Source organism: Sulfitobacter sp. 1A13679, from assembly GCF_043557115.1.
Taxonomy (GTDB): domain Bacteria; phylum Pseudomonadota; class Alphaproteobacteria; order Rhodobacterales; family Rhodobacteraceae; genus Sulfitobacter; species Sulfitobacter faviae.
The window spans coordinates 26924-52342 of record NZ_JBIFFO010000020.1 but is presented as its reverse complement, the minus strand read 5'-3'; the positions used below and the strand labels follow the sequence as shown (position 1 = coordinate 52342).

Annotated in this window: 25 protein-coding genes; 9 read left to right on the top strand and 16 right to left on the bottom strand. The window is 62.7% G+C overall.

Going from position 1 to position 25419, the window contains the following annotated elements; all coding sequences use genetic code 11:
* The first annotated feature begins 47 nt into the window (after nucleotides 1-47).
* From surE to ACGYLA_RS15315, 3 genes are all read left to right on the top strand, one after another.
* Nucleotides 48-833: a 5'/3'-nucleotidase SurE gene (gene surE / locus ACGYLA_RS15325; RefSeq protein ID WP_394433602.1), complete on the top strand. Its 786-nt coding sequence runs from the start codon at nucleotides 48-50 to the stop codon at nucleotides 831-833.
* Nucleotides 830-1486: a protein-L-isoaspartate(D-aspartate) O-methyltransferase gene (locus ACGYLA_RS15320; RefSeq protein ID WP_067267929.1), complete on the top strand. Its 657-nt coding sequence runs from the start codon at nucleotides 830-832 to the stop codon at nucleotides 1484-1486. The genes surE and ACGYLA_RS15320 overlap by 4 nt, the downstream gene beginning before the upstream one ends.
* Nucleotides 1487-1547: 61 nt before the next feature.
* Nucleotides 1548-2789, top strand: a complete 1242-nt coding sequence (locus tag ACGYLA_RS15315) for a peptidoglycan DD-metalloendopeptidase family protein (RefSeq protein WP_394433600.1) — start codon at nucleotides 1548-1550, stop codon at nucleotides 2787-2789.
* Between the two features lie 57 nt (nucleotides 2790-2846).
* On the opposite strand, the gene ACGYLA_RS15310 is transcribed toward ACGYLA_RS15315, so the two are convergent.
* The 4 genes from ACGYLA_RS15310 to ACGYLA_RS15295 are packed head-to-tail and all read right to left on the bottom strand — an operon-like array spanning nucleotide 2847 to nucleotide 5392.
* The gene (locus ACGYLA_RS15310) at nucleotides 2847-3695 is read right to left on the bottom strand and encodes an ATP-binding protein (protein WP_394403432.1); all 849 of its coding nucleotides are present in this window, start codon (nucleotides 3693-3695) and stop codon (nucleotides 2847-2849) included.
* The gene (gene tatC, locus ACGYLA_RS15305) at nucleotides 3692-4549 is read right to left on the bottom strand and encodes a twin-arginine translocase subunit TatC (RefSeq protein WP_067267932.1); all 858 of its coding nucleotides are present in this window, start codon (nucleotides 4547-4549) and stop codon (nucleotides 3692-3694) included. The genes ACGYLA_RS15310 and tatC overlap by 4 nt, the downstream gene beginning before the upstream one ends.
* A gap of 5 nt (nucleotides 4550-4554) precedes the next feature.
* Nucleotides 4555-5121: a Sec-independent protein translocase protein TatB gene (tatB, locus tag ACGYLA_RS15300; RefSeq protein WP_394433598.1), complete on the bottom strand. Its 567-nt coding sequence runs from the start codon at nucleotides 5119-5121 to the stop codon at nucleotides 4555-4557.
* A 4-nt stretch (nucleotides 5122-5125) separates the two neighbouring features.
* Entirely contained in the window at nucleotides 5126-5392 is a 267-nt protein-coding gene (locus ACGYLA_RS15295; protein ID WP_067268177.1) for a twin-arginine translocase TatA/TatE family subunit, read from the bottom strand.
* A 183-nt stretch (nucleotides 5393-5575) separates the two neighbouring features.
* Here ACGYLA_RS15295 and ACGYLA_RS15290 point away from each other — a divergent pair, with 183 nt between their 5' ends.
* Nucleotides 5576-6238 (top strand): helix-turn-helix transcriptional regulator, encoded by a 663-nt coding sequence (locus ACGYLA_RS15290; protein WP_394433596.1) that lies wholly within the window; start codon nucleotides 5576-5578, stop codon nucleotides 6236-6238.
* Nucleotides 6239-6256: 18 nt separating this feature from the next.
* On the opposite strand, the gene ACGYLA_RS15285 is transcribed toward ACGYLA_RS15290, so the two are convergent.
* From ACGYLA_RS15285 to ACGYLA_RS15265, 5 genes are all read right to left on the bottom strand, one after another.
* Nucleotides 6257-6613 (bottom strand): Lin0512 family protein, encoded by a 357-nt coding sequence (locus ACGYLA_RS15285; RefSeq protein ID WP_394433594.1) that lies wholly within the window; start codon nucleotides 6611-6613, stop codon nucleotides 6257-6259.
* A complete protein-coding gene (locus ACGYLA_RS15280; protein WP_271687623.1) occupies nucleotides 6606-6956 on the bottom strand; it encodes a Lin0512 family protein in 351 nt (116 codons plus the stop codon). Before ACGYLA_RS15280 ends, ACGYLA_RS15285 begins: the two co-directional genes overlap by 8 nt.
* Nucleotides 6953-8041: an ABC transporter ATP-binding protein gene (locus ACGYLA_RS15275; RefSeq protein WP_067268171.1), complete on the bottom strand. Its 1089-nt coding sequence runs from the start codon at nucleotides 8039-8041 to the stop codon at nucleotides 6953-6955. Before ACGYLA_RS15275 ends, ACGYLA_RS15280 begins: the two co-directional genes overlap by 4 nt.
* 42 nt (nucleotides 8042-8083) lie before the next feature.
* Entirely contained in the window at nucleotides 8084-9442 is a 1359-nt protein-coding gene (locus ACGYLA_RS15270; RefSeq protein ID WP_394433592.1) for a sodium:proline symporter, read from the bottom strand.
* A gap of 143 nt (nucleotides 9443-9585) precedes the next feature.
* Nucleotides 9586-10365, bottom strand: a complete 780-nt coding sequence (locus ACGYLA_RS15265; RefSeq protein WP_322327929.1) for an SDR family oxidoreductase — start codon at nucleotides 10363-10365, stop codon at nucleotides 9586-9588.
* Nucleotides 10366-10501: 136 nt separating this feature from the next.
* Between ACGYLA_RS15265 and ACGYLA_RS15260 the strand changes: the two genes are divergently transcribed.
* On the top strand, nucleotides 10502-11515 hold the full coding sequence (locus ACGYLA_RS15260) for a Hint domain-containing protein (RefSeq protein WP_394433590.1): 1014 nt from the start codon (nucleotides 10502-10504) through the stop codon (nucleotides 11513-11515).
* Here ACGYLA_RS15260 and ACGYLA_RS15255 read toward each other — a convergent pair.
* The gene (locus ACGYLA_RS15255; RefSeq protein WP_271687628.1) at nucleotides 11512-11895 is read right to left on the bottom strand and encodes a nuclear transport factor 2 family protein; all 384 of its coding nucleotides are present in this window, start codon (nucleotides 11893-11895) and stop codon (nucleotides 11512-11514) included. The two genes, ACGYLA_RS15260 and ACGYLA_RS15255, sit on opposite strands and share 4 nt — an antisense overlap.
* Before the next feature lie 103 nt (nucleotides 11896-11998).
* On the opposite strand from ACGYLA_RS15255, the gene ACGYLA_RS15250 reads away from it, so the two are divergent.
* The 4 genes from ACGYLA_RS15250 to ACGYLA_RS15235 all read left to right on the top strand — a co-directional run bounded on the left by ACGYLA_RS15250 (nucleotide 11999) and on the right by ACGYLA_RS15235 (nucleotide 17049).
* A complete protein-coding gene (locus tag ACGYLA_RS15250; RefSeq protein WP_394433637.1) occupies nucleotides 11999-13618 on the top strand; it encodes a peptide chain release factor 3 in 1620 nt (539 codons plus the stop codon).
* Nucleotides 13619-13695: 77 nt separating this feature from the next.
* Complete coding sequence (locus ACGYLA_RS15245; protein WP_394433588.1) at nucleotides 13696-14631, top strand: glycosyltransferase family 2 protein; 936 nt, start codon at nucleotides 13696-13698, stop codon at nucleotides 14629-14631.
* A 149-nt stretch (nucleotides 14632-14780) separates the two neighbouring features.
* Nucleotides 14781-16289, top strand: coding sequence for a DEAD/DEAH box helicase (locus ACGYLA_RS15240; RefSeq protein ID WP_394433586.1), 1509 nt, complete (start codon nucleotides 14781-14783; stop codon nucleotides 16287-16289).
* A 100-nt stretch (nucleotides 16290-16389) separates the two neighbouring features.
* The gene (locus tag ACGYLA_RS15235) at nucleotides 16390-17049 is read left to right on the top strand and encodes a hypothetical protein (protein WP_394433584.1); all 660 of its coding nucleotides are present in this window, start codon (nucleotides 16390-16392) and stop codon (nucleotides 17047-17049) included.
* On the opposite strand, the gene ACGYLA_RS15230 is transcribed toward ACGYLA_RS15235, so the two are convergent.
* Genes ACGYLA_RS15230 through nuoL form a run of 6 tightly spaced genes read right to left on the bottom strand, consistent with a single transcriptional unit; the run spans nucleotide 17033 to nucleotide 25419 of the window.
* On the bottom strand, nucleotides 17033-18700 hold the full coding sequence (locus tag ACGYLA_RS15230) for a ribonuclease J (RefSeq protein ID WP_067268157.1): 1668 nt from the start codon (nucleotides 18698-18700) through the stop codon (nucleotides 17033-17035). The genes ACGYLA_RS15235 and ACGYLA_RS15230 overlap by 17 nt on opposite strands.
* 1 nt (nucleotide 18701) lies before the next feature.
* Nucleotides 18702-19478 carry a type III pantothenate kinase gene (locus ACGYLA_RS15225; protein WP_209218020.1) on the bottom strand — a complete coding sequence of 259 codons (777 nt, stop codon included), beginning with the start codon at nucleotides 19476-19478 and terminating at the stop codon, nucleotides 18702-18704.
* Between the two features lie 22 nt (nucleotides 19479-19500).
* Complete coding sequence (locus ACGYLA_RS15220) at nucleotides 19501-20232, bottom strand: biotin--[acetyl-CoA-carboxylase] ligase (protein WP_394433582.1); 732 nt, start codon at nucleotides 20230-20232, stop codon at nucleotides 19501-19503.
* A 32-nt stretch (nucleotides 20233-20264) separates the two neighbouring features.
* Entirely contained in the window at nucleotides 20265-21710 is a 1446-nt protein-coding gene (gene nuoN / locus ACGYLA_RS15215) for an NADH-quinone oxidoreductase subunit NuoN (RefSeq protein WP_067268151.1), read from the bottom strand.
* Nucleotides 21711-21724: 14 nt separating this feature from the next.
* Nucleotides 21725-23287 (bottom strand): NADH-quinone oxidoreductase subunit M, encoded by a 1563-nt coding sequence (locus ACGYLA_RS15210; RefSeq protein WP_394433580.1) that lies wholly within the window; start codon nucleotides 23285-23287, stop codon nucleotides 21725-21727.
* The gene (gene nuoL / locus ACGYLA_RS15205; RefSeq protein WP_394433578.1) at nucleotides 23287-25419 is read right to left on the bottom strand and encodes an NADH-quinone oxidoreductase subunit L; all 2133 of its coding nucleotides are present in this window, start codon (nucleotides 25417-25419) and stop codon (nucleotides 23287-23289) included. The genes ACGYLA_RS15210 and nuoL overlap by 1 nt, the downstream gene beginning before the upstream one ends.

The window sequence follows — 25419 nt, the reverse complement described above, 5'->3', positions numbered from 1 at the left end:
TTGCCGCCGGTCCGCCCCTCGCCTATCAAGGCAAAAAGGGGCCATTCATGCGTATTTTGATTACAAACGATGACGGCATCAACGCGCCCGGTCTGGCCGTGCTGCGCACCATTGCCGAGGAACTGGCCGGGCCTGCGGGCGAGGTCTGGACCGTGGCACCGGCGTTCGAGCAATCCGGCGTAGGCCATTGCATCAGCTACACCAAGCCGATGATGATCACGCAATTGGACGAACGCGTCTTCGCCACCGAAGGCTCCCCCGCCGATTGCGTCCTTGCCGCGATCCACGACACGATGACCGCCGCCCCCCCCGATCTGGTGCTCTCCGGCGTGAACCGGGGCAATAACGCGGCTGAAAACGCGCTCTATTCCGGCACGCTTGGCGGCGCGATCGAGGCGGCGTTGCAGGGTTTGCCCGCCATCGCCCTGTCGCAATACTACGGCCCCGCCAACCGCGATCTGGCCGATCCTTTTGAGGCCGCCGCCCAGCACGGCGCCGAGACCTGCCGCCGCATTCTTGAGCATAGCCCCAAGGAAGACGCGGCTTACGGGCTTTTCTACAACGTGAACTTCCCCCCCGTGGCAGGCGCCGATGTGCGTGGCATCCGGCTTGCGCCACAGGGCCGCCGCCCCGGCACCGGGTTTTCGACCGAAGCACATCTGTCGCCCTCGGGCCGCCGCTTTTTGTGGATCAAGGGCGGCGATCAACGCGTGCAAACGGCACCGGGCAGCGATGCCTGCGTCAACCTTGACGGCTATGTCTCGGTCACCCCGATGCGCTGCGACCTGACGGATCACGCGGCCCTCGAAACGCTGGCGGGCATCAACCGATGAATGAGCCACCCATCTCTGAAGCGGAACGCAAGATGCAGTTCCTCTACGCGCTGCGCTCCAAAGGCGTGACTGATGCGCGCGTGCTGACAGCGATGGAAGCGATCGACCGTGGCCCCTTCATTCGCGGCCTCTTTGCCAGCCGCGCCTATGAGGATATGCCCCTGCCCATCGCCTGCGGCCAGACCATCAGCCAACCCTCTGTCGTGGGGCTCATGAGCCAAGCCTTGCAGGTGTCGTCGCGCGATAAGGTGCTCGAAATCGGGACCGGCTCGGGCTATCAGGCCGCGATCCTGAGCAAGCTCGCCCGGCGGGTCTATACGATCGACCGGCACCGCCGTCTGGTCCAGGAGGCGCGCGGTGTCTTCGAGGCGATGGATCTGACCAATATCACCGCGATCACCGCCGATGGCAGCTTTGGCCTTGCCGAACAGGCCCCCTTTGACCGGATCATCGTGACCGCCGCCGCCGAAGACCCGCCCGGCCCCCTGCTCGCGCAGCTAAAAGAGGGGGGCATCATGGTGCTACCCGTCGGCCAATCCGACACGGTCCAACACCTCATCCGCGTGCGAAAGACCGCTGATGGGCTGGAATACGACGAATTGCGTGCCGTGCGCTTTGTCCCCCTGCTGGAAGGCTTGGGCAAGGACGGCTAATAGGTTACAGAGACACGGACAACGCCCCATACCGTCTGGGGGCGAAGATGAGGACTTGCAGATGCGCCAAACACGCTTGCGCCGCCCCATGCGGCTGACCCTAATGGCCGGGACCAGTGCGATACTGCTGGCAGGTTGCGAAAATCAGCCCTTGGATTACGATATGCGCAGCACCTTTGGCGATGGGTTCTCCACCGCTGAAGCCGCGCGCGGGCCTTTGGCAGACCGGCCAAAACCCGACGCACGGGGCGTGATCTCTTATCCCAATTACCAAGTCGTCGTCGCCCGCCGGGGCGATACGCTGAAAGACGTGGCCGCGCGCGTGGGCGCCGACAGCGGCGAATTGGCCCGCTACAACGGGATCGATCAGGGCGTCCCGCTCCGCCAGGGTGAGATCATCGCCCTGCCCCGCCGCGTCTCTGAGCCTGCGCCCGGCACCAATGGCGCCGTGGACATTACCACCCTTGCCGGCAGCGCCATCGACCGCGCCCCGGCGACCCCCAGCGTCCAGACCCAAAGCCTGCCGCCCGTAGGCACCAGCACCCCCGCACCACAGCCCGCCGCAGCACCGCAGACGAAAGAGCCTGTGCGCCACCGGGTCGAGCGTGGCGAGACCGCCTATACCGTGGCGCGTCTTTACAACGTGCCGGTCAAGGCGCTAGCCGAGTGGAACGGCCTCGGCCCAGATTTCGCGATCCGCGAGGGCCAATTCCTGCTGATCCCGGTCGAGAAACAGGCGCCCCCGCGTCAGGCGACCAACACCGCGTCGAGCGCCGCCGCCTCGCGCCCCGTGCAGCCGGTCACCAGCGCCCCCGGCGCAGGCACCCCCACGCCGACGCCGCCCTCCGCCGCCAAACCGCTGCCGCAGGATGAGACCGCACAGCCCCTGCCGCCCAAGGTCGAGCCGAAAGAGCCTGTGGCCGATGTGGGCAAGCCCACTGCCCCGGCAAAGGCCACCAAGATGACGCCGCCGGTCCAAGGCTCCATCATCCGCGCCTATTCTAAGGGCAAGAACGAGGGGATCAACATCAAGGGCAGCCCCGGCGGGCCGGTGAAAGCCGCCGAGGCGGGCACCGTCGCCGCGATCACCAAAAGTGCGGAGGGCATCCCGATCGTCGTGGTGCGCCATGCCAACAACCTGCTCACGGTCTATGCGAATGTCGACGGCGTGAATGTCGCCAAGGGCGACAGTGTCAGCCGGGGCCAGCAGATTGCCAAACTGCGCGGCGGATCGGAATCGCATGTGCATTTCGAGGTGCGCAAAGGCTTTGAGAGCGTCGATCCGACGCCCTATATTCAGTAACCAAACGACAAAGGGCCCGCAGAATATGCGGGCCCTTTCGCTCATACCGTCCGGCGCTCAACCGCCCGAAACGGGAACGCCTTTCCTGCCCGCCAAATCCACGAAATACTGCCATGCCACCCGGCCCGAGCGGGCGCCGCGTGTGGCTTGCCATTCGACAGCCTCGGCCCGCAGGGTGTCGTCGTCGATCTCTACGCCGAAGGCATCGCAATAGCCGCGGATCATCGCCAGATATTGGTCCTGATCGCAGGGGTGGAACCCCAGCCAGAGCCCGAACCGGTCAGAGAGAGAGACCTTTTCCTCGACCGCCTCAGAAGGGTTGATCGCGCTGCCGCGCTCGTTCTCGATCATGTCGCGCGGCATCAAGTGGCGGCGGTTCGATGTGGCATAGAGCACGACATTCTCCGGCCGCCCTTCGATCCCACCATCCAACACGGCCTTCAGCGATTTGTAATGGGCGTCGTCATGGCCAAAGCTCAGGTCGTCGCAAAACAGGATGAACCGCTGCGAGGCCCCGCGCAGGAGGGACAGAAGCCGCCCGACCGACGGCAGGTCTTCGCGCTGCAACTCAACGATGCGCAATGCTTCATGTGATGCTTGAACATCCGCGTGTATCGCTTTGACAAGGCTGGATTTCCCCATGCCTCGGGCACCCCAGAGCAGCGCGTTATTCGCAGGCAGCCCCGCCGCGAACTGACGGGTGTTGGCCAAGAGCGTATCCCGCGCCCGATCCACCCCCACCAAAAGCGGCAGGTCGATCCGCGCGACCTGCGGCACGGGCACCAGACGGTCGGGGTCGGTGTGCCAGACGAAGGCAGTGGCCGCATCGAAGTCCGGCGCGGCGAGCGGCGCGGGAGACATACGCTCCAGCGCCGCCGCGATACGGTCCATCGGATCATTGATCACAGCAGGTCTTCCTCGTCTTCGTCGTCAAAGTAGCCCTCTTCGCGCAGCTTTTCGTTGCGCTTCGTCTCGACCCGGCGCACGAGGAAGATCGAGATTTCGTAAAGGCCATAGACCACCACAAAAAGGATCACCTGCGTGATCACATCAGGCGGGGTGACCAGCGCGGCCAGCACGAGGATCGCCACCACCGCATATTTGCGCACATTGGCCAGACCTTCGGAACTGACCAGCCCCGCCTTGCCCATCAGTGTCAGCAGAACCGGGAGCTGGAAACACAGGCCAAAGGCCACGATGAACTTGATCGTGAGCGACAGATACTCCTGCGCCGAGCCTTGGAAGGCGATGGCCGCAATGCCGTTCTCACCATCCGGCCCACCGACCAGCGTGCCGGCCTGTTGGAAGCCAAGGAAGAAGTCGAAGGCCAGCGGCGTGACGACGTAAAAGGCGAAAGCCGCGCCAAGGAAGAACATCACCGGCGAGGAGATCAGGAAGGGCAGAAAGGCCCCCTTCTCGTTCTTGTAAAGCCCCGGCGCCACGAAGCGCCACAGCTGGTAGCTGATGAAGGGGAAGCCCAGCACCAGACCGCCCAGAAGCGAGATCGAGATGGCGACGAAGAAACCCTCTTGCAGCTTGATCAGGATCAGCCCGCAATCCTCTTGCCCGCGTTCGGCCATGGCCGAGCAGAGCGGTTCGGTCAGGAAGTTGAAGATCGGGTTCCAGACGGTAAAGCAGATCACCATCCCGATGATGAAGGCGATGACCGAATGGATGAGCCGCGTGCGCAGCTCGGCCAGATGCTCGATCAACGGGGCGGAACTGTCGTCGATCTCGTCATAATCGTCGGTGGCGCTCATTCAACTCACTCTTTCTTGGCGGCAGCTTTGGGTGCCGTTGTGGTCTTGGCGGCGGCATCGTCCGATGTCGCTTGGGCCTGACCTGCGCCTTTTTCGATCACAGGCCGCGCCGGGGCTTCCTTGGCCGGGGCGGCGTCCGAAAGCTTCGCCTTTGCTGCTTCGGCCTCGGCCATGGCTTCCGCCGCTTCGCGTTGCTTGCGTTCGGCGGCGGCCCGCGCGGTGCTGGCTTGGATCTTCTTCACATCCTCGGCCTTTTGCGCCGCCAATTTGCCAGTCTCGCTCTCAGGGTCGAAATTGGTCAGTGACCGGGTCGCGTCCTTGACCTCATCCATGGCGCTGCCCAACGGGTTGCTGGCCGTTTTGAGCGATTTGTTCAGCGACGATGACATCTCGCGCATGCCGCTTTCATCGGCGGCATCGTTCATCGCTTGGCTGAATTCACGCGCCATGCCTTTGGCCTTGCCCACGAATTGCCCGACGCGCCGAAACAGCACGGGCAAGTCCTTGGGGCCGACCACGATCAGGGCCACCACGCCGATGACTAAAAGTTCCGTCCAACCCAGATCGAACATCGGGTTACACCCGGTCCTTGTCGGCCTTCAGGTCGGTCTTGGGATGGGTGCCCTGATCGGCATGTTCCGGCAGGTCAGCATGGTGCACGTCTTCGACATGTTTGATCTCGTCGCGCTTGTTCTCTTCTTCGCCTTCGCTGATGCCTTTCTTGAAGCTGGTGATGCCCTTGCCGACTTCGCCCATGAGCGAGGAAATCTTGCCACGGCCAAAAAGCACCAGCACGACAACCGCGATCAGCAGCAGGCCCGGCAGTCCGATATTGTTCAACATGTCTGTTCTCCCATCAGTTTTGGCGCAGTCTGGTCGCGCCAGTCTGCACCGTGATAGCGGGCGGCGCCGGGACCATGAAGGGGCAATGCGGCGAATGGGCGGTGCTGCGGGCGAAGGACTGCCGATTTTCGCGCGTGCAATTCGAGTTGTGACATGTTTTTGTCAGGAGCGTCAGGAGGCAGCATGGTATCAGCGAAAACCGAAGATCGGCTTGTCCGGCTGATCGACAGGCTGCGGGATGGGCGGCTGCACCGGGCCGAGGATCTGGCCCGACAGTTCGGCGTCTCCCCCCGCACGATCTACCGCGATATGGGCAAGCTCAGCGCGGCGGGCCTGTCCATCGCTGGGACGCGGGGCGAAGGCTATCGGATCATCCCTGCGATCACCCTGCCCCCGCTGACCCTGACGGCGGCGGAGCTGGAGGCGCTGAACCTCGGCCTTGCCGTGGCAGCAGAGGTGGGCGACCCCGCCCTGCAAGCCGCGGCAGAGACATTGGCCGCCAAGTTCGACGCGGTGCTGCCGACCGAGGCCATTGCCGAGGGTGCCGCATGGGCGCAGGCGCTGAGGTCGCAGGGCAAAGCCACGCGGGTTTTCACTCATCTGCCGGTGCTGCGTGCCGCGGTGCAGGCCCGCCAAAAGCTGCGGATTGCGGTGATCGGCGAAGCGCCGCAAGTGGTGCGCCCGCTTGAGGTACGCAACTGGGGCCGGTTCTGGCTGCTGACCGTGTGGAGCGAGGGGGCGGCGGATTTCGTGACCCTGCCGCTTGATCAGATCGAGAGCGCTGAGCCGCTACCGGAGTTGTTCGTGGACGAGCCGGGCAGAACGCTCGCGGATCATCGCCCCTAACCCCAGATCAACGCCGCCTCAGCCCTTCAATCGCCAGCCGGTTTGCGGGGGCAAAAACGCCTCGACACTGGCCTGCGCGATCACGATGGTATCCTGTCCCGTTTTCACGTTCAGCCCGCCCTTTACCGCGTGCACCTCGGCGCGACCGCGCGGCAGTTTGGCCACCAGTGCGTCGACATCCACCTTCTCAGGCTCCTGCACCGCCACGGTGACCTGCACGCCCATCTGATCCGGCGTCACCTCCAGCGCGCCGAACAGCGGTAGGGAGGAATGGCGCAAGGCATCTTCGATCGCGCGGGCGGCGGCCTTGGTATAGTCCATCCCATGCAGATCGTTGCCCATGCCCATTTCGATGATAATCCGCTGCTCAGCCATCGGCACGCTCCATCTCGAAGCCGACGGAAAGCGCCACATTGGCCATGACCGTTGGGTTCCCTTCCCCTTCGGGGCGCGGCACGTCGAGACCGCCGTGATGCAGCTTCACCGTCACCTCGCCATAGGGAAAGACCGCGCGCAGCGCTTCGGCATCCACCAGATCGGGGCGCTGCACGCCCACGTCGAGGGTGATGCGCATGGCCGACTTATCGAAACCGAAAAGCTCAGCCAGATTGATCGAATTATGCCACAGCGCATCCTGCACCGCGCGTTTCGCGGCCTGCGTATAATCACCGCGCCGCAGGGAGGAGCCCATGCCGAATTCTACCAACAGCGGCTTCATGAGGTCACCGGAAAGACAAAGCAACGGTCGCGGCGCACGGTCAGCCACATGACGGCGCCGGGTTGCGGCAGAAAGACATTGGGCACCGTGGCCTTGAGCCGCGATCCGTCCTCTTCCAACACAAATTCCACGAGGCTTTCGTTGCCCATGAAACGCGCGCGTTCCACCACCGCCCGGGCCGGTGTGCCATCGGTCGCCGTGGGGCGCGGCCCCTTGCCCGCTCGGTCAAAATCGATGCGCAGGTGTTGCGGGCGAAAGACGATATTCACCGGCGTGCCATCGGCCACACCGGGGGCGAGGAATTGGCCGAAGACCGTATCGGCCAACGCCCCGGTCACCGTGGCCTCAAGCACATTGGCATCGCTGAAAAAGGCGACGGAGGCGCGGTCGACGGGCCGGGTATAGACGTTGTAGGGCGCGCCTTGCTGCACGATCTTGCCGTCGCGCATCAGCGCGATCTCATCGGCCATGCGCATCGCCTCGTCCGGCTCATGGGTGACCAGCAAAACGGCGGTGTCCTCTTCCTTGAGGATGCTCAGCGTCTCGTCGCGGATGCCATCACGCAGGCGGTTATCGAGACCGGAAAAGGGCTCATCCATCAGCATGATGCGCGGCTGCGGGGCCAGCGCGCGGGCCAGCGCCACGCGCTGCTGCTCCCCGCCCGAAAGCTGGTGCGGGTATCCGTCGATATAGCGCAGCAGGTCGACCCGTTCGAGCAGTTCTTCGATCCGCGCGCGTTTCTCCTCACGCGTGCCTTTCTTGAGGCCAAAGCCCACGTTGTCGGCAACGCTCAGATGCGGGAACAGGGCGAAATCCTGAAACATCAAACCGATCTCGCGCCGCTCGGGCGGGACGCGGAACATGGTGTCGCAGATCAGTTTGCCGTCGACATGGATCGTGCCGCTGTCTTGCATCTCAACGCCCGCGATCATGCGCAACGTGGTGGATTTGCCGCAGCCCGAGGGGCCAAGCAGGCAGGTCACCTGCCCCGGCAAGATCTGCAAAGATACGTCATCGACCACCTGCCGCCCGCCATAGGCGCGGCGCAGGTTGCGGATTTCCAGACGGGGGGTGGGGTCACTCATGGAGGCTGCGGTATCCGATCAAATCGCTCGGAAACCCAGCTATCAGCCCCGCCGCGCCCCCGCAAGCACCGCCGCGAACCCGGCCAGCAGCACGAAGATGCAGATCACCAACAATTGCTCGTATTTATGCCCCTCGGGCAGAAGTGCCGCTACCCATCCCCAGCCCCGCGCGAAATAGGCGGCAGCCCCCAGCATCGCGGCGGCAAAGGCGGCAAGGTAGCTCCAGACCGGAATCGCGCGCCCCGCCACCAGCCCCACCAGCAGCACGGGGGTGAGGAACATCGAGGCGGTGCCGCTCACCGCCACGGCATCAAAGAGCGTGGCGTTGCCCCAAAGCGTCAGCAGCGCACCAAGCGCCATGAACCCCGCCATCACCAGCCGCCCGCCTCTCAGGCTGCGCGGCGCGATGCGCCATTCCTCAACCATCAGCCGCGCGGCAGAGGCGAGCGCCGAGTCGAGCGTCGAGAGGGCCGAGACGAGCAGCGACAGCATCAGTGCCACGAAAATCCAGCCCGGGAACATCTGCCCCCATGTGCCGATAAGCTCCCCCTCATAGGCAGCGCCGGTCAGGCTGGCTTGGATGCCGAAAAAGCCAAAGCCAATGATGCAAAGGGTCGAAATCCAGAAGGCATGGAGGAAAGACGCCCGGGTGGTCGCCTCATCCGCGAGAAAGCCGCGGTCCATCATCACCGGGTCATGCGCCGGGTAGGAAAAGACCTGCAACAGCGCCACGACCAAGAGCACCCAGCCGTTATACGGCCCCGAGACTCCCGGCGCGCTCAACACCGCGCCAAGCTCGAACCCCGGGCTGAGCAGCAGCGCCCCAAGTGCGAGACCGAAGACGACGAGAAAGACCAGCATCTGCACCACATCCGTGCGCAGCGCCGCCGACAGCCCGCCCCATGCCGAATAGCCAAAGCCAAGGGCGGCGACGATCAGCACAGCCAGCGTGCCCGACCCGGGCCAGACGGCTTCGAAAATCAGCGCGACGACCAAGAGATTGGCAAAAACCTCAGACAGCAGCCGCAGCCCGATCACGAGGTTATAGGCCGCCGTGCCTGCGCCCCCGAAATGCCCCGCCAGCCAGTCCTGCACCGACCGCGCGCCGCCGCGCCGCAGGTGGCCGACGATGAAGCCGCCCGTCAGGAAAGACCCGTAATAGGCCGCATAGGCTAGCGTGCCCGCGATGCCGTAGAAATAGCCCAAGATCGCCGCGTTCATGAGGCTGCGGGCGAAAATCCATGTGGTGACTTGGCTCAGCACCAGCACCCAAAGCCCCGGCGCGCGGCCTGCCGCACTGGCTCCGCCAAAGAAGCCTTCGACCGTTGCGCGGCGCGGTGCCACCAAGAGGCTGGCAAGGATCACGGCAGCGAAAAGAAGGACAAGAACAGTGGTTTGCATGGGCGGCGGACCTTTTGCGAGAAGCTGATCCACAAGGGTTAGCCGCCGCCTGCAATCCGGGCCAGCACTGAAAACGCTGCTGTCAGGAATGTGATCCGCCGCGACGGGTCATGGCCGGGACGCGCGCCCCGGCCATGGAGGGTTTACATGGTCAGATTGGTGCCGCCGCCATCCAGCAGCAGGTTCTGCCCCACGATGAAGCCCGCGTGCTGCGAACAAAGGAAGGCACAGGTCGCGCCGAATTCCTCACGCGTGCCATAGCGCCCCGCGGGGATGCCCGCCTGCCGCTCGGCGCGGGCCTCGTCCAGCGTGATGCCCTTTTGCTTGACCACATTGGCGTCAAGCGAATCCGCCCGGTCGGTCGCATGGATGCCCGGCAGAAGGTTGTTGATCGTAACCCCCTTGCCCGCCACCTGCCGCGCGGTGCCCGCGACATAGCCGGTAAGCCCGGTGCGGGCGGAGTTGCTCAGCCCCAAAACCGGGATCGGCGCGCGCACCGACTGGCTGGTGATGTTCACGACCCGGCCCCAGCCGCGCTCCATCATGCCCGGCACCAGCGCTTTGATCAGCGCGATGGGGGCCAGCATATTGGCGTCGAGCGCCTTGATGAAATCCTCGCGGTCCCAATCCTGCCACATGCCGGGAGGGGGACCGCCCGCGTTATTGACCAGAATGTCACAGCCCTCTGCCGCCTTGATGACCAGCGCCTGCCCCTCTTCCGTGGCCACATCCGCCGCGACGGTGGTGACCTCGACGCCGTGTTCCTGACGGATGCGCTCGGCCGAGGCCTCAAGCGCCTCTGCGCCGCGGGCGTTCATCACAAGGTTCACCCCTGCCGCCGCCAGCGCCTCGGCGCAGCCAAGGCCGAGCCCCTTGGACGAAGCACAGACCAGCGCCTTCTTCCCTTTGATTCCCAAATCCACTTTGATTCCTCCTATGCATTTGCATATGCCTACCACGCCGCGCCGCCAATGCCAGCAAATCACCTGAGCCTTGACCCATCCGGGCCACAATTCTAGCCTATCTCACTGGCGAAAGTCCCTGAACCAAAGGCCCGTCATGTCCCGCAGCCGCACCGCCCCCGCACAGAACCTCGCCGTCTACCGCGCCGGGCAATTCCGCGCGAGCGATGGGGCCAATATGGGCGATGCGCTGTCCTTTGCCGCCGAATTGGTCCTCGATGATGTCTATGAGTTGGACCGCGCGGCAGAGCCGCAGCGCTTGTCTCTGCTAACCCTGCCCGGCGATCAATTCCGCCTTGCCGAGGATACCGGCGTGGGCCGCCCCGGGGGCCATCTGCATCTCGACAGCCTGCTGACGCTGATGTCGCCCGACGGGCAGACCCAAGAGGCGCTGCTGCTGGTGGAGGTCGATCAACACGGTCACGCGGCAGAGGTTTACCTTTTGCCGCTTGGCCCGCTGACACCGCAGACGGGCTACCGGATCGTCGGGATCGACACTCAGACCGCGCGGCAAAAGTTCGGCCAGCTGGCCTGCGTCTCTTTCACGCGCGGCACCCATATCTCGCTCAGCACGGGTGAGTTGCGGCCCATCGAAGACCTGCGCGTGGGGGATCGTATCCTGACCCGCGATGATGGCGTGCAAACCCTGCGCTGGATCGGGCAGAGCACCCTGCGCGCGGTGGGCGAATTTGCCCCGATCCGCATCCGCGCAGGCACGCTAAACAACGAACACGACCTGATCGTCAGCCCCGATCACCGGCTGTTCATCTATCAACGCAGCGATGAGATGGGCGCAGGCCGGTCCGAATTGCTGGTCAAGGCGCGGCATCTGGTCAACGGCGAAAGTGTGACGGTGCAGGACGGCGGATTCGTCGACTACTTCCAACTGCTCTTTGACGGGCATCAGATCATCTATGCCGAGGGGATCGCCGCCGAATCCATGTTGGTCGACAGCCGCACCCGGTCGGTCCTGCCGCCCGAAATGGCCGAAGCCTTGGGTGAGGTGATCCCCGGCCATTCCGATCTGCCCCATGCCGGGCTTGATCTGGCAGAGGCACTGCTAGACCGCCCCGACGCGGCGGCGCTGCTGCGCAAAGCCTCAACCCGTTAAGGCGCCTCGACGGCGTAGTGGAACTCCTCCCGGACGATCTTGCCGTCTTTGACGTGGTAAACGCCGATCTCTTCCATCTGGAACCGCTCACCGCTTTGCTTGTCGGTGGCATCGACCTTGAACATCGCGCTGAACTGGCTGTCGCCAAAGTAGAACGGGCCGATCACCTCGGTGCTATGTTCCTCCATCGCGTTTTCCCACCAGTCGTGCTTGCCGTGGATGGCCTTGACCCCATGGGTCTCTCGCCCCTGCCCGCCCATATCAGCGGCCTCGACCGAGACGGCATCGTCGGCATAGAGCCGATCAAGGTTCGCACGCACCGCAGCATTCCCCGCACGGCAGCCCGCGACCAATTCGCGGGCAATCTCTTTCAGTTCCATCGCATCCCCTCCATGTACCCCTTATGTTCTCACCCTACGCCACCCAGCGATTCGCAGCAATGGCCAGATTGCGCCCGGTCGCGGCGCGGCCTATATGAGTCGGATGTTGGACACGCCGCAAAACCGCCCCGCCCTGCCGCCCGAGATCGCGCGCCGTCGCACCTTTGCGATCATCAGCCACCCTGACGCGGGCAAAACCACGCTGACTGAAAAGTTCCTGCTGTTCGGCGGGGCCATTCAGATGGCCGGCCAGGTGCGCGCCAAGGGCGAGGCGCGGCGCACCCGCTCGGACTTCATGGCGATGGAAAAGGACCGGGGCATTTCCGTCTCGGCCTCGGCCATGTCCTTTGACTTCCATAGCGGTGACACCAACTACCGGTTCAACCTCGTCGACACGCCCGGCCACTCGGACTTTTCCGAAGACACCTACCGCACGTTGACGGCAGTGGACGCCGCCGTGATGGTGATCGACGGCGCGAAAGGCGTGGAAAGCCAGACGCAGAAGCTTTTCGAAGTCTGCCGGATGCGCGACCTGCCGATCCTCACCTTCTGTAACAAGATGGACCGGGAAAGCCGCGATACCTTTGAAATCATTGACGAGATTCAGGAGAACCTCGCCATTGACGTAACGCCCGCAAGCTGGCCCATCGGCGTGGGCCGCGATTTCGTGGGCTGCTATGACATGCTGCGCGACCGGCTGGAACTGATGGACCGCGCCGACCGGAACCGCGTCGCCGACAGCATCAAGATCGAAGGGCTTGACGACCCAAAGCTGGCCGAACACGTTCCCGCCGCGCTGCTGGAGAAACTGCGCGAAGACCTTGAAATGGCACGCGAACTGCTGCCACCGCTGGACCTCAAGGCGATGCACGAGGGCACGTTAACCCCGATCTGGTTCGGCTCGGCGATCAACTCTTTCGGGGTGCGCGAATTGATGGAAGGCATCGCCAAATACGGGCCAGAGCCGCAGATCCAAGCCGCCACCCCACGCCAGATCCTGCCCGAAGAGAAGAAAGTCGCGGGCTTTGTCTTTAAGGTGCAGGCCAATATGGACCCCAAGCACCGCGACCGCGTGGCCTTTGTCCGCCTCGCCTCGGGGCATTTTGAGCGTGGCATGAAAATGACCCATGTGCGCACGAAAAAGCCGATGACGGTGTCCAACCCGGTGATGTTCCTCGCCTCTGACCGCGAGTTGGCCGAGGAGGCTTGGGCCGGTGACATCATCGGCATCCCCAACCACGGGCAGTTGCGTATCGGCGACACGCTGACCCAAGGCGAAGCGCTGCGCGTCAGCGGCATCCCCTCCTTCGCACCCGAACTGCTGCAAGCGGTCCGTGCGGGCGATCCGCTGAAGGCGAAACACCTTGAAAAAGCGCTGATGCAATTCGCCGAAGAAGGTGCTGCAAAAGTGTTCAAACCCTCGATCGGTTCGGGGTTTGTCGTGGGCGTTGTCGGCCAGTTGCAATTCGAAGTGCTCGCCAGCCGGATCGAGTTGGAATATGGCCTGCCGGTTCGGTTTGAGCCGTCTCAGTTCACCTCGGCCCGCTGGGTGAACGGCACAAAGCAAGCCGTTGATAAGTTTATCGATAGCAACAAACAGCACATCGCGCATGACCATGATGGCGACATCGTTTACCTGACCCGCCTGCAATGGGACATCGACCGCGTCGAGCGCGATTACCCGGATGTGAAGCTGACCGCGACCAAGGAAATGATGGTGTAAAACGGCCCGCCCCCGGGGGCAGAAAACCTTGATTTCGGGGCCGATCATGGCATTCTAACCCCAACTGGGGAGACGCGATGACGACGACGACGAAATGGGGGCTGGTGGCCACGATCTTGGCCCCCGCAGAGGAGATACGCCGCTTTGCCGCCTACCATCTGGAGGCGGGCGCACATCGCCTCTACCTATACCTCGATGCGGAAAACCCAGAGGTTTTTGAAAGCCTGAAGGCCCATCCGAAAATCCGTGTCACCACCTGCGATGAGGCCTATTGGCAAAGGCTTTGTGGCAAACGTCCGCAAAAGCACCAAGTCCGTCAAAGCCAGAACGCGACCCGCGCCTATAACCGGGCGGATGATGTGGATTGGTTGATCCATATGGATGTGGACGAATTCCTCGTCTCTGACCGCCCGGTGGACGAGGTGCTCGCCACCCTGCCCCCGGCGCAGAAAATCACCCGCATCCGCCCGATGGAGGCTTTGGCGGGAGATGCCACTGCCTTCAAAGCCTTCATTCCGAACGGCCCCGAGCGCGCCCAGATCGTCTCGGCGCTTTACCCGACCTATGGTGACTACGTCAAAGGTGGCTTTCTGAGCCATCTGGCCGGGAAAGTTTTCGTTCGCACCGGGATGGCGGAGGTGCGGCTCCAGATCCACAATGCTTTTCAGGACGATACGATGATCGACGGGCCAGAGCAGCAGCCCGGCATTGATCTCGCGCATCTTCACGCGAAAAGCTGGCCGGAGTGGCTCGCCGCCTATCGTTACCGGCTGCAGAAAGGCTCCTACCGCGCCGATCTGGCCCCCAACCGCCCCCGCGATCGCGGCGGATTGTCGATGCATGAACTCTTTTCCATGATCGAATCCGAAGGGGGTGAGCCGGGACTGCGCGCCTTTTTTGATGAGGTCTGCGCCGATACGCCTGAGCTGCGCGAAACGTTGAAAGACCACGGTCTGCTGCGTCTCGCCGATCTCGACCTTGATGCAAAGGTGTCGCGCCAGTTCCCAAGTTAAGCGCCTGAGAGGGCAAGTGTTTGACGGCTGGGCCGCAACTTGCTATGCGCTTTCGCAACATGCCGCGGCAAATGCCGCCCCTTGGGCCATTCGGGCCGGCTTGTATTGCTGCCGCGGGCCAAGTCAGTGTCCGCTCAACTCGGACGCACATGACAAAATTTACCGATCTGAACCTCAATGCCAAGGTCCTCAAAGCTATTGATGAGGCTGGCTACGAATCGCCCACACCTATTCAGGCGGGCGCCATTCCCCCCGCTCTCGAAGGCCGTGACGTTCTGGGCATCGCCCAGACCGGCACCGGCAAGACAGCCAGCTTCACGCTGCCGATGCTGTCACTTCTCGCCCGTGGCCGGGCGCGCGCCCGGATGCCGCGGAGCCTCGTGCTCTGCCCCACGCGGGAGTTGGCCGCGCAGGTGGCCGAGAACTTCGACACCTATTCCAAGCATCTGAAACTGACCAAAGCGCTGCTCATCGGCGGCGTCTCCTTCAAAGAGCAGGACAAGCTAATCGACAAGGGCGTCGACGTGCTGATCGCCACACCGGGCCGCCTGCTTGACCATTTTGAACGCGGCAAGCTGATCCTGTCGGACGTCAAGGTCATGGTCGTGGACGAAGCTGACCGGATGCTCGACATGGGCTTTATCCCTGACATTGAGCGGATCTTTGGCCTCACGCCCTTCACCCGGCAAACGCTGTTCTTCTCGGCCACCATGGCGCCTGAGATCGAGCGGATCACCAACACCTTCCTCAGCAACCCTGAGCGGATCGAAGTGGCGCGTCAGGCGACCACGAGCGAGAATATCGAACAGGGCGTCGTCATGTTCAAAGGCTCGCGCAAGGACCGCGAGGCGAGCGAGAAGCGCAAACTGCTCCGCCTGCTGATCGATGCCGAAGGCGAGAAATGCACCAATGCGATCATCTTCTGCAACCGCAAGATGGACGTGGATATCGTCGCGAAATCGCTGAAGAAATACGGATATGACGCGGCCCCGATCCACGGCGATCTGGACCAGAGCCAGCGAACCCGCACGCTCGAAGGGTTCCGGGGTGGCGAGCTGCGCTTCCTTGTGGCTTCCGACGTTGCCGCGCGTGGCCTTGATGTGCCAAGCGTGAGCCATGTCTTCAACTTCGACGTGCCCAGCCATGCCGAAGACTACGTTCACCGCATTGGCCGCACCGGCCGCGCGGGCCGCGATGGCAAGGCGATCATGATCTGCCAGCCGCGTGACGAGAAGAACTTCGAGGATGTCGAGCGTCTGGTGCAAAAGGAAATCCCGCGCATCGAAAACCCGCTTGGCAAAGCCAAACCCGCCGAGGAGACCTCCGACGCGCCGGCCAAGTCCGATGACAAGCCCAAGCGGACGCGCTCGCGCAGCCGCAAGGCCGACAAACCTGTCGAGGCACCCGCCGAGGACAAGCAACCGCAGGCCGATAAGGCTGAGGCCAAGGTCGACGCCAAAACCGACGACAAAGCGCAGCCCGAAAAGGCAGAGGCCGCGCAGGACGAGCGCAAGTCGGGCCGCGGCAACAAGGACGAGAAGAAGTCGCGCGGCGGACGTGGCCGGGGCGACAAACGGGGCGGTAACGACAACCGTGTCGTCGGTCTGGGCGATCACACGCCAGACTTCATCGGTCTAAGCTTCCGCGAACGCATCTAAACCCCGCCACCGCGGGCATGAATTCGCCGCCGATCCCCGCCGGGATTGGCGGCTTTTTCGTCTGTGCTATGTGAGGGGAAACCCATCAGATAGGACAATCATGCTGCGCCCCGCCCTCCTCGCTCTCACGATCCTAACCGCCTTCACCGCCGCCCCCGCCAGCGCGGAACGCTGCCGGGCCGAGGTCAATGGCGCCGAAGTTGTGGTGGAAGCCGAGAATTTTGCCAATTTCGCCGAAGAGGTCGGCACCCGCGAGCGTCTGATGAATTGGCCCGCGCGGAAGTGGAGCAAGCTTTGGGGCACGCCGCCCGCCTGCGACAGCGGAGTGCTGTTCGACTACCTCGCCACCACTGTGCCGCTGGATCAGATCGACGGCTATTGCCTGACCGCCACGCCCGAAGACGGGCATTTCCTGATTCCCGGCGCGCGGAACTATCGCGGCTATTGCAAGAAGACCTTCTGCGAGCGGGTGAACACCACCAAGGAAGAGACCGTCGAGATCAGCAAGAACATCGCGCGCTCCACCGTGGACAGGCTCAGCCAGCCGGACAACCTCCGCGCCGTGGCGCATAAATCGGGGGCGTTCATTTTGACGGGAGGGGCCTCTGCCCTCAGCGCCAATTTGGCGACGACAGGCAGCACGCTGGCCACTGCCCTGTCGACCCCCGCCGCCCTTGCGGCCACGGGGGTAAGCGTGGTCGCGGTGGGCGGCGCGGTCTATATGTGCAGCGGTGACGCGGAGGTCAGCTCAGACGGCTGACCACCACGGTGACTTCGGGCTTCTTGCCGATTTCGTCATAGGACGACTGCCGCGCGACCTTTTTCAAGCCGTCATTCAGCTTGTCGTCATCCCGCAGGGTGGCGGCTTTCTGACGGTTCAGCCATTGGCTGAGGTCTTGTTCCAGCACATCGACGAGCGGCGCGTTGGAGCGGCCCGTTTCCGGCAGGCCCATCAGATCGACCCAAGGCTCGCCCAAGGGCTCGTCATCTGTATCGAGGATCAGCGTCACCGTGGCATGGCCGTTCAGCGCCATGCGGATACGGTCGCGGATCACACCATCCAGCGCACCAACCTGAACCGAACCGTCCAGATACATGCGACCCGTATCGACATGTTCGACCACCTTGGGCTGGTTGCCCGACAGGTCCACCATCATCCCGTTCACCGCCAGAACGCCGGTGATGCCCTTGGCATCGGCGATCTTGACGTGTTCGCGAAGGTGGCGGTGCTCCCCATGCATGGGGATCAGAACCTGAGGTTTCACGATGGCATGCAGCGTTTCAAGATCGGGACGGTTGGCATGGCCCGAAACGTGGTAGAGGCCCGAAGAGTCGTCGACAACATCCACACCCTTTTCCGAGAACTGGTTGATGATGCCGATCACGCCACGCTCATTGCCCGGGATGGTTTTCGAGGAAAAGAGGAAGAGATCGCCCTCTTTCAACTCGATCCCCTGATACTTGCCCCGCGCCAGTTGCGCCGAGGCCGCGCGGCGCTCCCCTTGGCTGCCTGTGACCAGCAACATCAGGTTCTCGCGCGGGATGGCGCGGGCGTTCTCGGGCGAGATGACGGGCGGGAAGTCTTTCATCACACCGGTCTGGATCGAGGCTTCGACCATGCGGTTCATCGCACGACCCAAAAGCACGATAGACCGCCCTGCCCGCGCACCGGCTTCGGCCAGCGTTTTGACCCGCGCCACGTTGGAGGCGAAGGTGGTGGCAACGACCATACCCTCGGCGCTGCTGACCAGCTTTTCGATCTCTGGGCCGACGGTGGCTTCGGAGCGACCGGGATGGGCAGAGAAGACATTGGTGCTGTCGCAGATCAGCGCCTTCACGCCATCCTTGCAGACCTCGGCCCAAAGCGCGTCGTCAAAGGCTTCGCCGACGCCTGGCGTGCGGTCGATCTTGAAGTCGCCGGAATGGATCGTGCGTCCCTCGGGCGTGTCGATGACCATGGCGGAGGATTCGGGGATCGAATGCGAGATCGGCAGGAAGCCCACTTTGAACGGGCCTGCGGTGATCTGCTCGGGCCATGCGCTGACAGTGGTGACCGCATCCTCGGGATGGCCGTGTTCGGACATCTTCCGGCGCGCGATATTGGCGGTAAAGGCGCGCGCATAGATCGGCGCCTTCAGCACCTCATAGGAATGCGCGATGGCACCGATGTGGTCTTCGTGAGCATGGGTGATAAAGATCGCCTCGATCTGGTCGCGGCGTTCCTTCAGCCAAGTGATGTCGGGCAGGATCAGGTCCACGCCCGGCGTGCTGTCCATATCCGGGAAGGCCACACCGATGTCGACGACGATCAGCCGCTCTTTCCCGGGCTTGCCGTAGCCATAGACATAGGCGTTCATGCCAATTTCACCCGCCCCACCGAGGGGCAGATAGATAAATCGTTCGCTGCTCATATTATTCAGCTTTGTCCTTATTGTAATCGTGGATCACGGTCAGCCCGTGCATCGTGAGTTCATCTTGATAATCATCGAACAGGTCGACTGCCTGCTGAAACAGCGGTGCCAGACCCCCCGTGGCGATAACGCGCATGGGTCTTGCACGTTCCGCCCTTATCCGCTCACATATCTCACGAACCAGCCCGACATAACCCCAAAAGACACCGGACTGCATGCAGGCCACCGTATTGGTGCCAATCACCGACGGCGGTTTCGAGATATCGACATGCGGCAGGGCAGCGGCCGCGTTGTGCAGCGCCTCTAGGCTGAGGTTCACCCCTGGCGCGATCACCCCCCCGATATAGGCCCCGTCGTCGGCCACCACGTCAAAGGTCGTGGCCGTGCCGAAATCCACCACGATCAGGTCGCCGCCATAGAGGTCATAGCCTGCCACGGTGTTCACCAACCGGTCCGGGCCGACCTGTGTCCCCTCGTCCACACGCACGTCGATCGGCAGTGCGCAGCCCGGTTTCCCGACAACGAAGGGCCGCGTGTTAAAGTAGCGATCCGCCAGAACGCGCAGGTTGAACACCACCCGCGGCACCGTCGAGCTGATGATCATATCGGTGATGTCGGCGTCGATATTCTGAAGCCGCATCAGTGTGTTGAGCCAAACGTAATATTGGTCTGCGGTCCGTTTCCATTCGGTCGACGTGCGCCATGTGGCGATGAACGCATCCCCATCCCAGATAGAGAACACGGTGTTGGTATTGCCGCAGTCGATTGCCAGAAGCATGGTGCCTCCCCTCCCCCCGATTTTAGAAAAACACGTCCGCCGCGGTGATGGGCACCGCGCCGTCGCGGGTGCGCAGGATCAGATTGCCTGCGCCGTCTACATCTTCGAAAACGCCGGTCATCTCGTCGCGCATGGTGCGCGCGGTGATGACCTCTCCGAGCCGCGCGGCATGGGCGAGCCAGGCGGTGCGGATCGTGCTGAACCCATAGGTCGTGAACTGCTCTTCCAGACCGGCGTATTCCCGCGCAAGCACGTCAAGGAACTCTTCCGCGCCCACATTGCCCCCCGCTTCGCGCAGGGTTACCGCAGGTAAGGCGCGCGCTTCAAGGCTGTCCGCCGCCGGTCCATGGGCAAGGTTCACGCCGATGCCGATGGCCAGATGCTCACCCACGCTTTCCAACAGAATGCCAGCGACCTTGCCGCCGCGCAGAAGAACGTCATTCGGCCACTTGAGCGCAAAAGCGTCCTCCCGCCCCGTCACTGCGACGAATGTGCGATAAAGTGCGAGCGAGGCCACGAAAGAGCGCAGCGCGGCGACGCCCGGCGGCTCTTTGCGCGGCATCATCAGGGTGGCCGCAAAATTGCCGCGGGGGGTGGCCCAGCTCCGGCCCCGACGCCCGCGCGCAGCCGTCTGCTCCAACGCCAAGATCCAAGTCGGCGCGGTCAGCTCTTGCTGTAACCGCGCCGCCTCTGAGAGGGTGGAATCGAGCGTGTCATAGACGCGCCGGCCATAGCCTTCCGGCCAAGGGGTCATGCGCGGGTCTGGCCGATCTCGTGCCCCACCGCTCAGTTCACCAGCGATGCCGCAGCCGATGCAGCCAAGCCTTCGACACCGAACATATTGGCAATGCCGACGATCATGATGACGGCAGAGGCCATCAACACCACGGTCAGCACGCCGCCGTTCTGGTGGTCGAGCGTGTCCGAACGCTCTTCGCCGAAGTACATGTAGAAGACGATGCGCAGGTAGTAATAGGCACCGATCACACTGGCGATCACGCCCGCGATGGCCAGCCATGTCATATTGGCGTCATAGGCCGCGCGCAGCACATAGAACTTGCCGAAGAAGCCCAGCATCGGCGGCACGCCCGCAAGGCTGAACAGCAACACCAGCATCGCCAGCGCCCGGCCCGGGTTGGTTTTGGCATACATGTTGAGCAGGGTGATATCGGTCACCGGCGCGCCGTCTTTTTGCATCAGCAAGATAAAGGCGAAGGTGCCGAGGTTCATGGTCACATAGATCGCCATATAGACCAGCATTGCCTGCACGCCAAAAGCGGTGCCCGCGGCCAGCCCCATCAGCGCATAGCCAATATGCGCGATGGAGGAGAAGGCCATCAGACGTTTGATATTGGTCTGACCGATCGCGGCGACCGAGCCAAAGAACATCGACAGAACCGACAGCAGCGCGACGATCTGGGTCCAATCGCTGACGATCTGGCCAAAGGCGTCATGCATCACCCGGGCGAAGAGACCCATCGCCGCAACCTTGGGCGCCGTGGCAAAGAAAGCCGCGATCGGTGTGGGCGCGCCCTCATAGACGTCCGGTGTCCACATGTGGAAGGGCACGGCGGAGACTTTGAAGGCCAGACCGGAGATCAGGAAGACCAGACCAAAGAGCAGGCCAAGCGATGTGCCGCCCGTTTGCGCCGTGGTGATGATGCCCGCGAACAGCGTGGTCCCGGCGTAGCCATAGACCAGCGATGCGCCATAGAGAAGCAAGCCCGAGCTGAGTGCGCCGAGCACGAAATACTTCAAACCCGCTTCCGTGGACTTAACCGAGTCGCGGCGCAGGGAGGCCACGACGTAAAGCGCCAGCGATTGCAGCTCGAGGCCCATGTAGAGCGCCATCAGGTCGCCTGCGGAGACCATCATCATCATGCCGACAACAGCCAAGGCTACAAGCATCGGATACTCGAACCGCAGCAAGCCGCGCAGTTTCATGTAGTTTTCCGACATGACCAAGACGGCCGCGGCAGAAAGCAGGATCGTCACCTTGGCAAAACGCGCGAAAGTGTCGTCGATGAACATGCCGTGAAAGGCGATATTGGTGGTGCCGTCGCCAGACATGGCCACCCAACCGGCCAGCAGCACCATCACCACCGCGGTCACCCAGACGAGCACCCCGGCGGCCTTGTCTTTCGACGTATAGACCGCGCCGAGAAGGCCAAGCAGGGCAAACCCCGCAAGGACGATCTCAGGCAGAATGATGTTCAGATCAGCGGATATCATGCGCCAAGTCCTTCTTAATGCGAGGCATCGGCGGTCTGCACGGCGGTATCAGCCGCCTCCAGCGCCATGTCGTAATTTTCAATCAGGGCCGCCACGGAGGGCCCGATCATGTCCAGCACCAGCGCCGGGTAGACGCCCAGGATCAGGGTCATCGCCACCAGCGGGGCAATGATCCATTTCTCACGGGCGGTCATGTCGGTAATCGCCTTGAGGCTTTCCTTGATCAGGTCACCCATCACCACGCGGCGATAGAGCCACAGCGCATAGGCCGCGGAGAAGATCACCCCCGTCGTGGCCACGGCCGCCACCCAAGTGTTCACTTGGAAGGTCGCCATCAGCGTCAGGAATTCACCCACGAAGCCCGAAGTCCCCGGCAGGCCCACATTGGCCATGGTGAAGAACATGAAGACCAGCGCATAGGCGGGCATCCGGTTCACCAGACCGCCATAGGCGTCGATCTCACGGGTGTGCATCCGGTCATAGATCACGCCGACGCTGAGGAAGAGCGCGCCGGAGATGAAGCCGTGGCTGATCATCTGGAAGATCGCCCCATCGACGCCCTGCTGGTTGGCCGCAAAGATGCCCATGGTCACGAAACCCATGTGGGCCACCGAGGAATAGGCGATTAGCTTTTTCATGTCCTGCTGCACCAACGCCACCAGCGAGGTGTAGACGATGGCGATGGCCGACATCCACAGGATCAGCGGCGTCATCACCTCGGCACCCACTGGGAACATCGGCAAAGAGAAGCGCAGGAAGCCGTAGCCGCCCATCTTGAGCAGGATTGCCGCCAGCACCACGGAGCCTGCGGTCGGCGCCTGAACGTGGGCATCGGGCAGCCAAGTGTGCACCGGCCACATCGGCATTTTCACCGCGAAGCTGGCGAAGAAGGCGAGGAACATCAGCGTCTGCATGCCGCCGACGATCTGGATGCCCAGAACCTCAAAGCTTTCGGAGCCGAAGTTATGCGTGAGCAGGCTGATCTCACAGCCGCCGATGCAGGTGGTGCCCGCTTCGGTAAACATCGCCACCATCGCGACCAGCATCAGCACCGAGCCGAGGAAGGTGTAGAGGAAGAACTTGAAGCTCGCGTAGATCCGCTCTTTCCCGCCCCAGATGCCGATGATCAGAAACATCGGGATCAGGCCCGCTTCGAAGAAGAGGTAGAAGAGCACCAGATCCAGCGCCATGAAGACGCCCAGCATCAGGGTCTCCAACAGCAGGAAGGCGATCATGTATTCCTTGACGCGATGCTCGACGTTCCAGCTCGCCGCGATGACCAGCGGCATCATGAAGGTCGTGAGCATCACGAAAAGGATCGAGATGCCGTCGACGCCGAGGCGGTATTTCAGGCCCAAAAGCCAGTCGGCCTCATCCACGAATTGGAAATCGGTGTTCGACGGGTCGAACTCGAACAGCACGAACAGCGAGATCAGGAAGGTGACCGTCGTGGTGATGAAGGCCAGCCATTTCGCATTGCGTCCGGCGGCGGAATCGTCACCGCGCAGGAAGACCGCAAGGATCAGCGCTGCGAATGCCGGAATGAATGTGATGATTGAAAGCAGATGCGTGTCCATCAGTTCGCTCCTCCGCTCATCGTCATCCATGTCACCAGAACGGCGATGCCGATCACCATGGCGAAGGCATAGGTGAAGATATAGCCCGTCTGAGCCTTACCCGCGAGGCGGGTGAAGAAGGGGATGATCCCCATGGCGACGCCATTGAGCGTGCCGTCGATCACAGTGCCATCGCCGCGTTTCCACAGGAACCGGCCGATCGTTTTGGCAGGACGCACGAAAATCACGTCGTAAACCTCATCAAAGTACCATTTGTTTTTCAGGAACAGGTAAAGCGGGCGTTGGTTCGCCGCCAGCCGCCCCGGGACGGTCGGGCTCCAGATATAGAACCACAGGGCCATGACCAGACCGGCCAGCATCGCGATGAAGGGCGAGACCTTGACCCATTTCGGCGCGGCATGGGCATCTTCCAGCACATGGTTGTCGGGTGCGAAATAAAGCGCCCCCTCGCCCGGCGCACCGCCGAAGGCTTCGTGATGGGTGCCGGCGTCTTGGTGGCCTTCAACCAGAGCATCCGCGCCATGGTCACCATCGACCGGACCAGTTGCGCCGTGGTCATCCTCGGCCCCTTCGACATGATCGTCACCGTGGCCTGCCATCTCGGCCATCGGGATGCCGTAGAACTTGCCGACTTGATCCGCGTGACCAAAGAAGCTGCCGTACCAGATCATCCCGGCAAAGACCGAGCCGAGCGCCAGAACGCCAAGCGGGATCAGCATGACCATCGGGCTTTCATGCGCATGCTCATGCGTGTGCTTGTTGCCGCGCGGTTTGCCAAAGAAGGTGAGGAAAATCAGGCGCCAGCTGTAGAAGCTCGTCATCGCGGCTGCGATCACCAGCATCCAGAAGCCGTACATCGACCCGCCGCCCCATGCGCTCTCGATAATCGCGTCCTTCGACAGGAAGCCCGCGAAACCAATATGCGTGAGCGGAATGCCGACGCCGGTGATGGCCAGCGTGCCGATCATCATCGCCCAGAAGGTATAGGGGATCTTTTTGCGCAGACCGCCGTAGTTGGTCATGTCCTGCTCATGATGCATCGCATGGATGACCGAGCCGGCGCCCAAGAAGAGCATCGCCTTGAAGAAGGCGTGCGTGAAAAGGTGGAACATCGCCGCCGAATACATGCCCACGCCCGCAGCCACGAACATATAGCCAAGCTGCGACATGGTCGAATAGGCGATGACGCGTTTGATATCGGTCTGCACAAGGCCGATGGTCGCGGCAACAAAGGCAGTGGTGGCGCCGATCACGGTGACAAAGGCCATCGCCTCGGGCGCGAATTCCATCACAGGCGACATGCGGCAGACAAGGAAAACACCCGCGGTCACCATGGTCGCGGCGTGGATCAGCGCCGACACAGGCGTCGGGCCTTCCATCGCGTCAGGCAGCCATGTGTGCAGGAAAAGCTGCGCCGATTTACCCATCGCGCCGAGGAACAGGAGGAAGGCGATCAGGTTCGCTGCGTTCCAGTCGTTCCACAGGAAGGTAACGGACTGTTCGGCCAGATCGGGTGCGGCGGCAAAGATATCGTCAAAGCGGATCGAGTCCGTCAGCATGTAAAGGCCAAAGATGCCCAGCAGGAACGCAAAGTCCCCCACCCGGTTGACCACAAAGGCTTTCATCGCCGCGGAATTGGCCGACGGCTTGCGGAAGTAGAAACCGATCAGCAGGTAGGAGGCGACACCAACGCCCTCCCAACCGAAGAACATCTGCACGAGGTTGTCCGCTGTCACCAGCATCAACATCGCGAAGGTGAAGAAAGACAGATAGGCGAAGAACCGAGGGCGATAGCTTTCGTTATCGCGGAAGTTCTCGTCATGGGCCATGTAGCCGAAGGAATAGAGATGTACGAGGCTCGACACCGTGGTGATAACGATCAGCATGATCGCGGTCAGACGGTCGAGCCGGATCGCCCAATCTGTGCTCAGCGTGCCGCTTTCGATAAAGCGCAGGATCTGAATTTGCTCTGCTGGGCCGTCCAGCGTCAGGAAGACCACCCAAGACAGGAAGGCGGCAAGGAACAGCAGCCCGGTGGCGATCCACTGGGCGGCCTTCTCACCGATGATCTTCCAGCCGAAACCGCAGAGGATGGCACCCACCAGCGGGGCGAATAGGATCGTGGTTTCCAT

Coding starts and splice junctions, on each gene's coding strand:
- ACGYLA_RS15230 (WP_067268157.1), bottom strand. CDS start 18,700: ATGAGCAGCGAACGATTTATCTATCTGCCCCTCGGTGGGGCGGGTGAA.
- nuoN (WP_067268151.1), bottom strand. CDS start 21,710: ATGATATCCGCTGATCTGAACATCATTCTGCCTGAGATCGTCCTTGCG.
- ACGYLA_RS15260 (WP_394433590.1), top strand. CDS start 10,502: ATGTCCCGCAGCCGCACCGCCCCCGCACAGAACCTCGCCGTCTACCGC.
- nuoL (WP_394433578.1), bottom strand. CDS start 25,419: ATGGAAACCACGATCCTATTCGCCCCGCTGGTGGGTGCCATCCTCTGC.
- ACGYLA_RS15255 (WP_271687628.1), bottom strand. CDS start 11,895: ATGGAACTGAAAGAGATTGCCCGCGAATTGGTCGCGGGCTGCCGTGCG.
- ACGYLA_RS15290 (WP_394433596.1), top strand. CDS start 5,576: ATGGTATCAGCGAAAACCGAAGATCGGCTTGTCCGGCTGATCGACAGG.
- ACGYLA_RS15235 (WP_394433584.1), top strand. CDS start 16,390: ATGCTGCGCCCCGCCCTCCTCGCTCTCACGATCCTAACCGCCTTCACC.
- ACGYLA_RS15245 (WP_394433588.1), top strand. CDS start 13,696: ATGACGACGACGACGAAATGGGGGCTGGTGGCCACGATCTTGGCCCCC.
- ACGYLA_RS15275 (WP_067268171.1), bottom strand. CDS start 8,041: ATGAGTGACCCCACCCCCCGTCTGGAAATCCGCAACCTGCGCCGCGCC.
- ACGYLA_RS15240 (WP_394433586.1), top strand. CDS start 14,781: ATGACAAAATTTACCGATCTGAACCTCAATGCCAAGGTCCTCAAAGCT.
- ACGYLA_RS15280 (WP_271687623.1), bottom strand. CDS start 6,956: ATGAAGCCGCTGTTGGTAGAATTCGGCATGGGCTCCTCCCTGCGGCGC.
- ACGYLA_RS15320 (WP_067267929.1), top strand. CDS start 830: ATGAATGAGCCACCCATCTCTGAAGCGGAACGCAAGATGCAGTTCCTC.
- ACGYLA_RS15225 (WP_209218020.1), bottom strand. CDS start 19,478: ATGCTTCTGGCAATCGACTGCGGCAATACCAACACCGTGTTCTCTATC.
- ACGYLA_RS15250 (WP_394433637.1), top strand. CDS start 11,999: ATGTTGGACACGCCGCAAAACCGCCCCGCCCTGCCGCCCGAGATCGCG.
- tatC (WP_067267932.1), bottom strand. CDS start 4,549: ATGAGCGCCACCGACGATTATGACGAGATCGACGACAGTTCCGCCCCG.
- ACGYLA_RS15220 (WP_394433582.1), bottom strand. CDS start 20,232: ATGACCCCTTGGCCGGAAGGCTATGGCCGGCGCGTCTATGACACGCTC.
- ACGYLA_RS15315 (WP_394433600.1), top strand. CDS start 1,548: ATGCGCCAAACACGCTTGCGCCGCCCCATGCGGCTGACCCTAATGGCC.
- ACGYLA_RS15285 (WP_394433594.1), bottom strand. CDS start 6,613: ATGGCTGAGCAGCGGATTATCATCGAAATGGGCATGGGCAACGATCTG.
- ACGYLA_RS15210 (WP_394433580.1), bottom strand. CDS start 23,287: ATGGACACGCATCTGCTTTCAATCATCACATTCATTCCGGCATTCGCA.
- ACGYLA_RS15270 (WP_394433592.1), bottom strand. CDS start 9,442: ATGCAAACCACTGTTCTTGTCCTTCTTTTCGCTGCCGTGATCCTTGCC.
- ACGYLA_RS15295 (WP_067268177.1), bottom strand. CDS start 5,392: ATGTTGAACAATATCGGACTGCCGGGCCTGCTGCTGATCGCGGTTGTC.
- surE (WP_394433602.1), top strand. CDS start 48: ATGCGTATTTTGATTACAAACGATGACGGCATCAACGCGCCCGGTCTG.
- tatB (WP_394433598.1), bottom strand. CDS start 5,121: ATGTTCGATCTGGGTTGGACGGAACTTTTAGTCATCGGCGTGGTGGCC.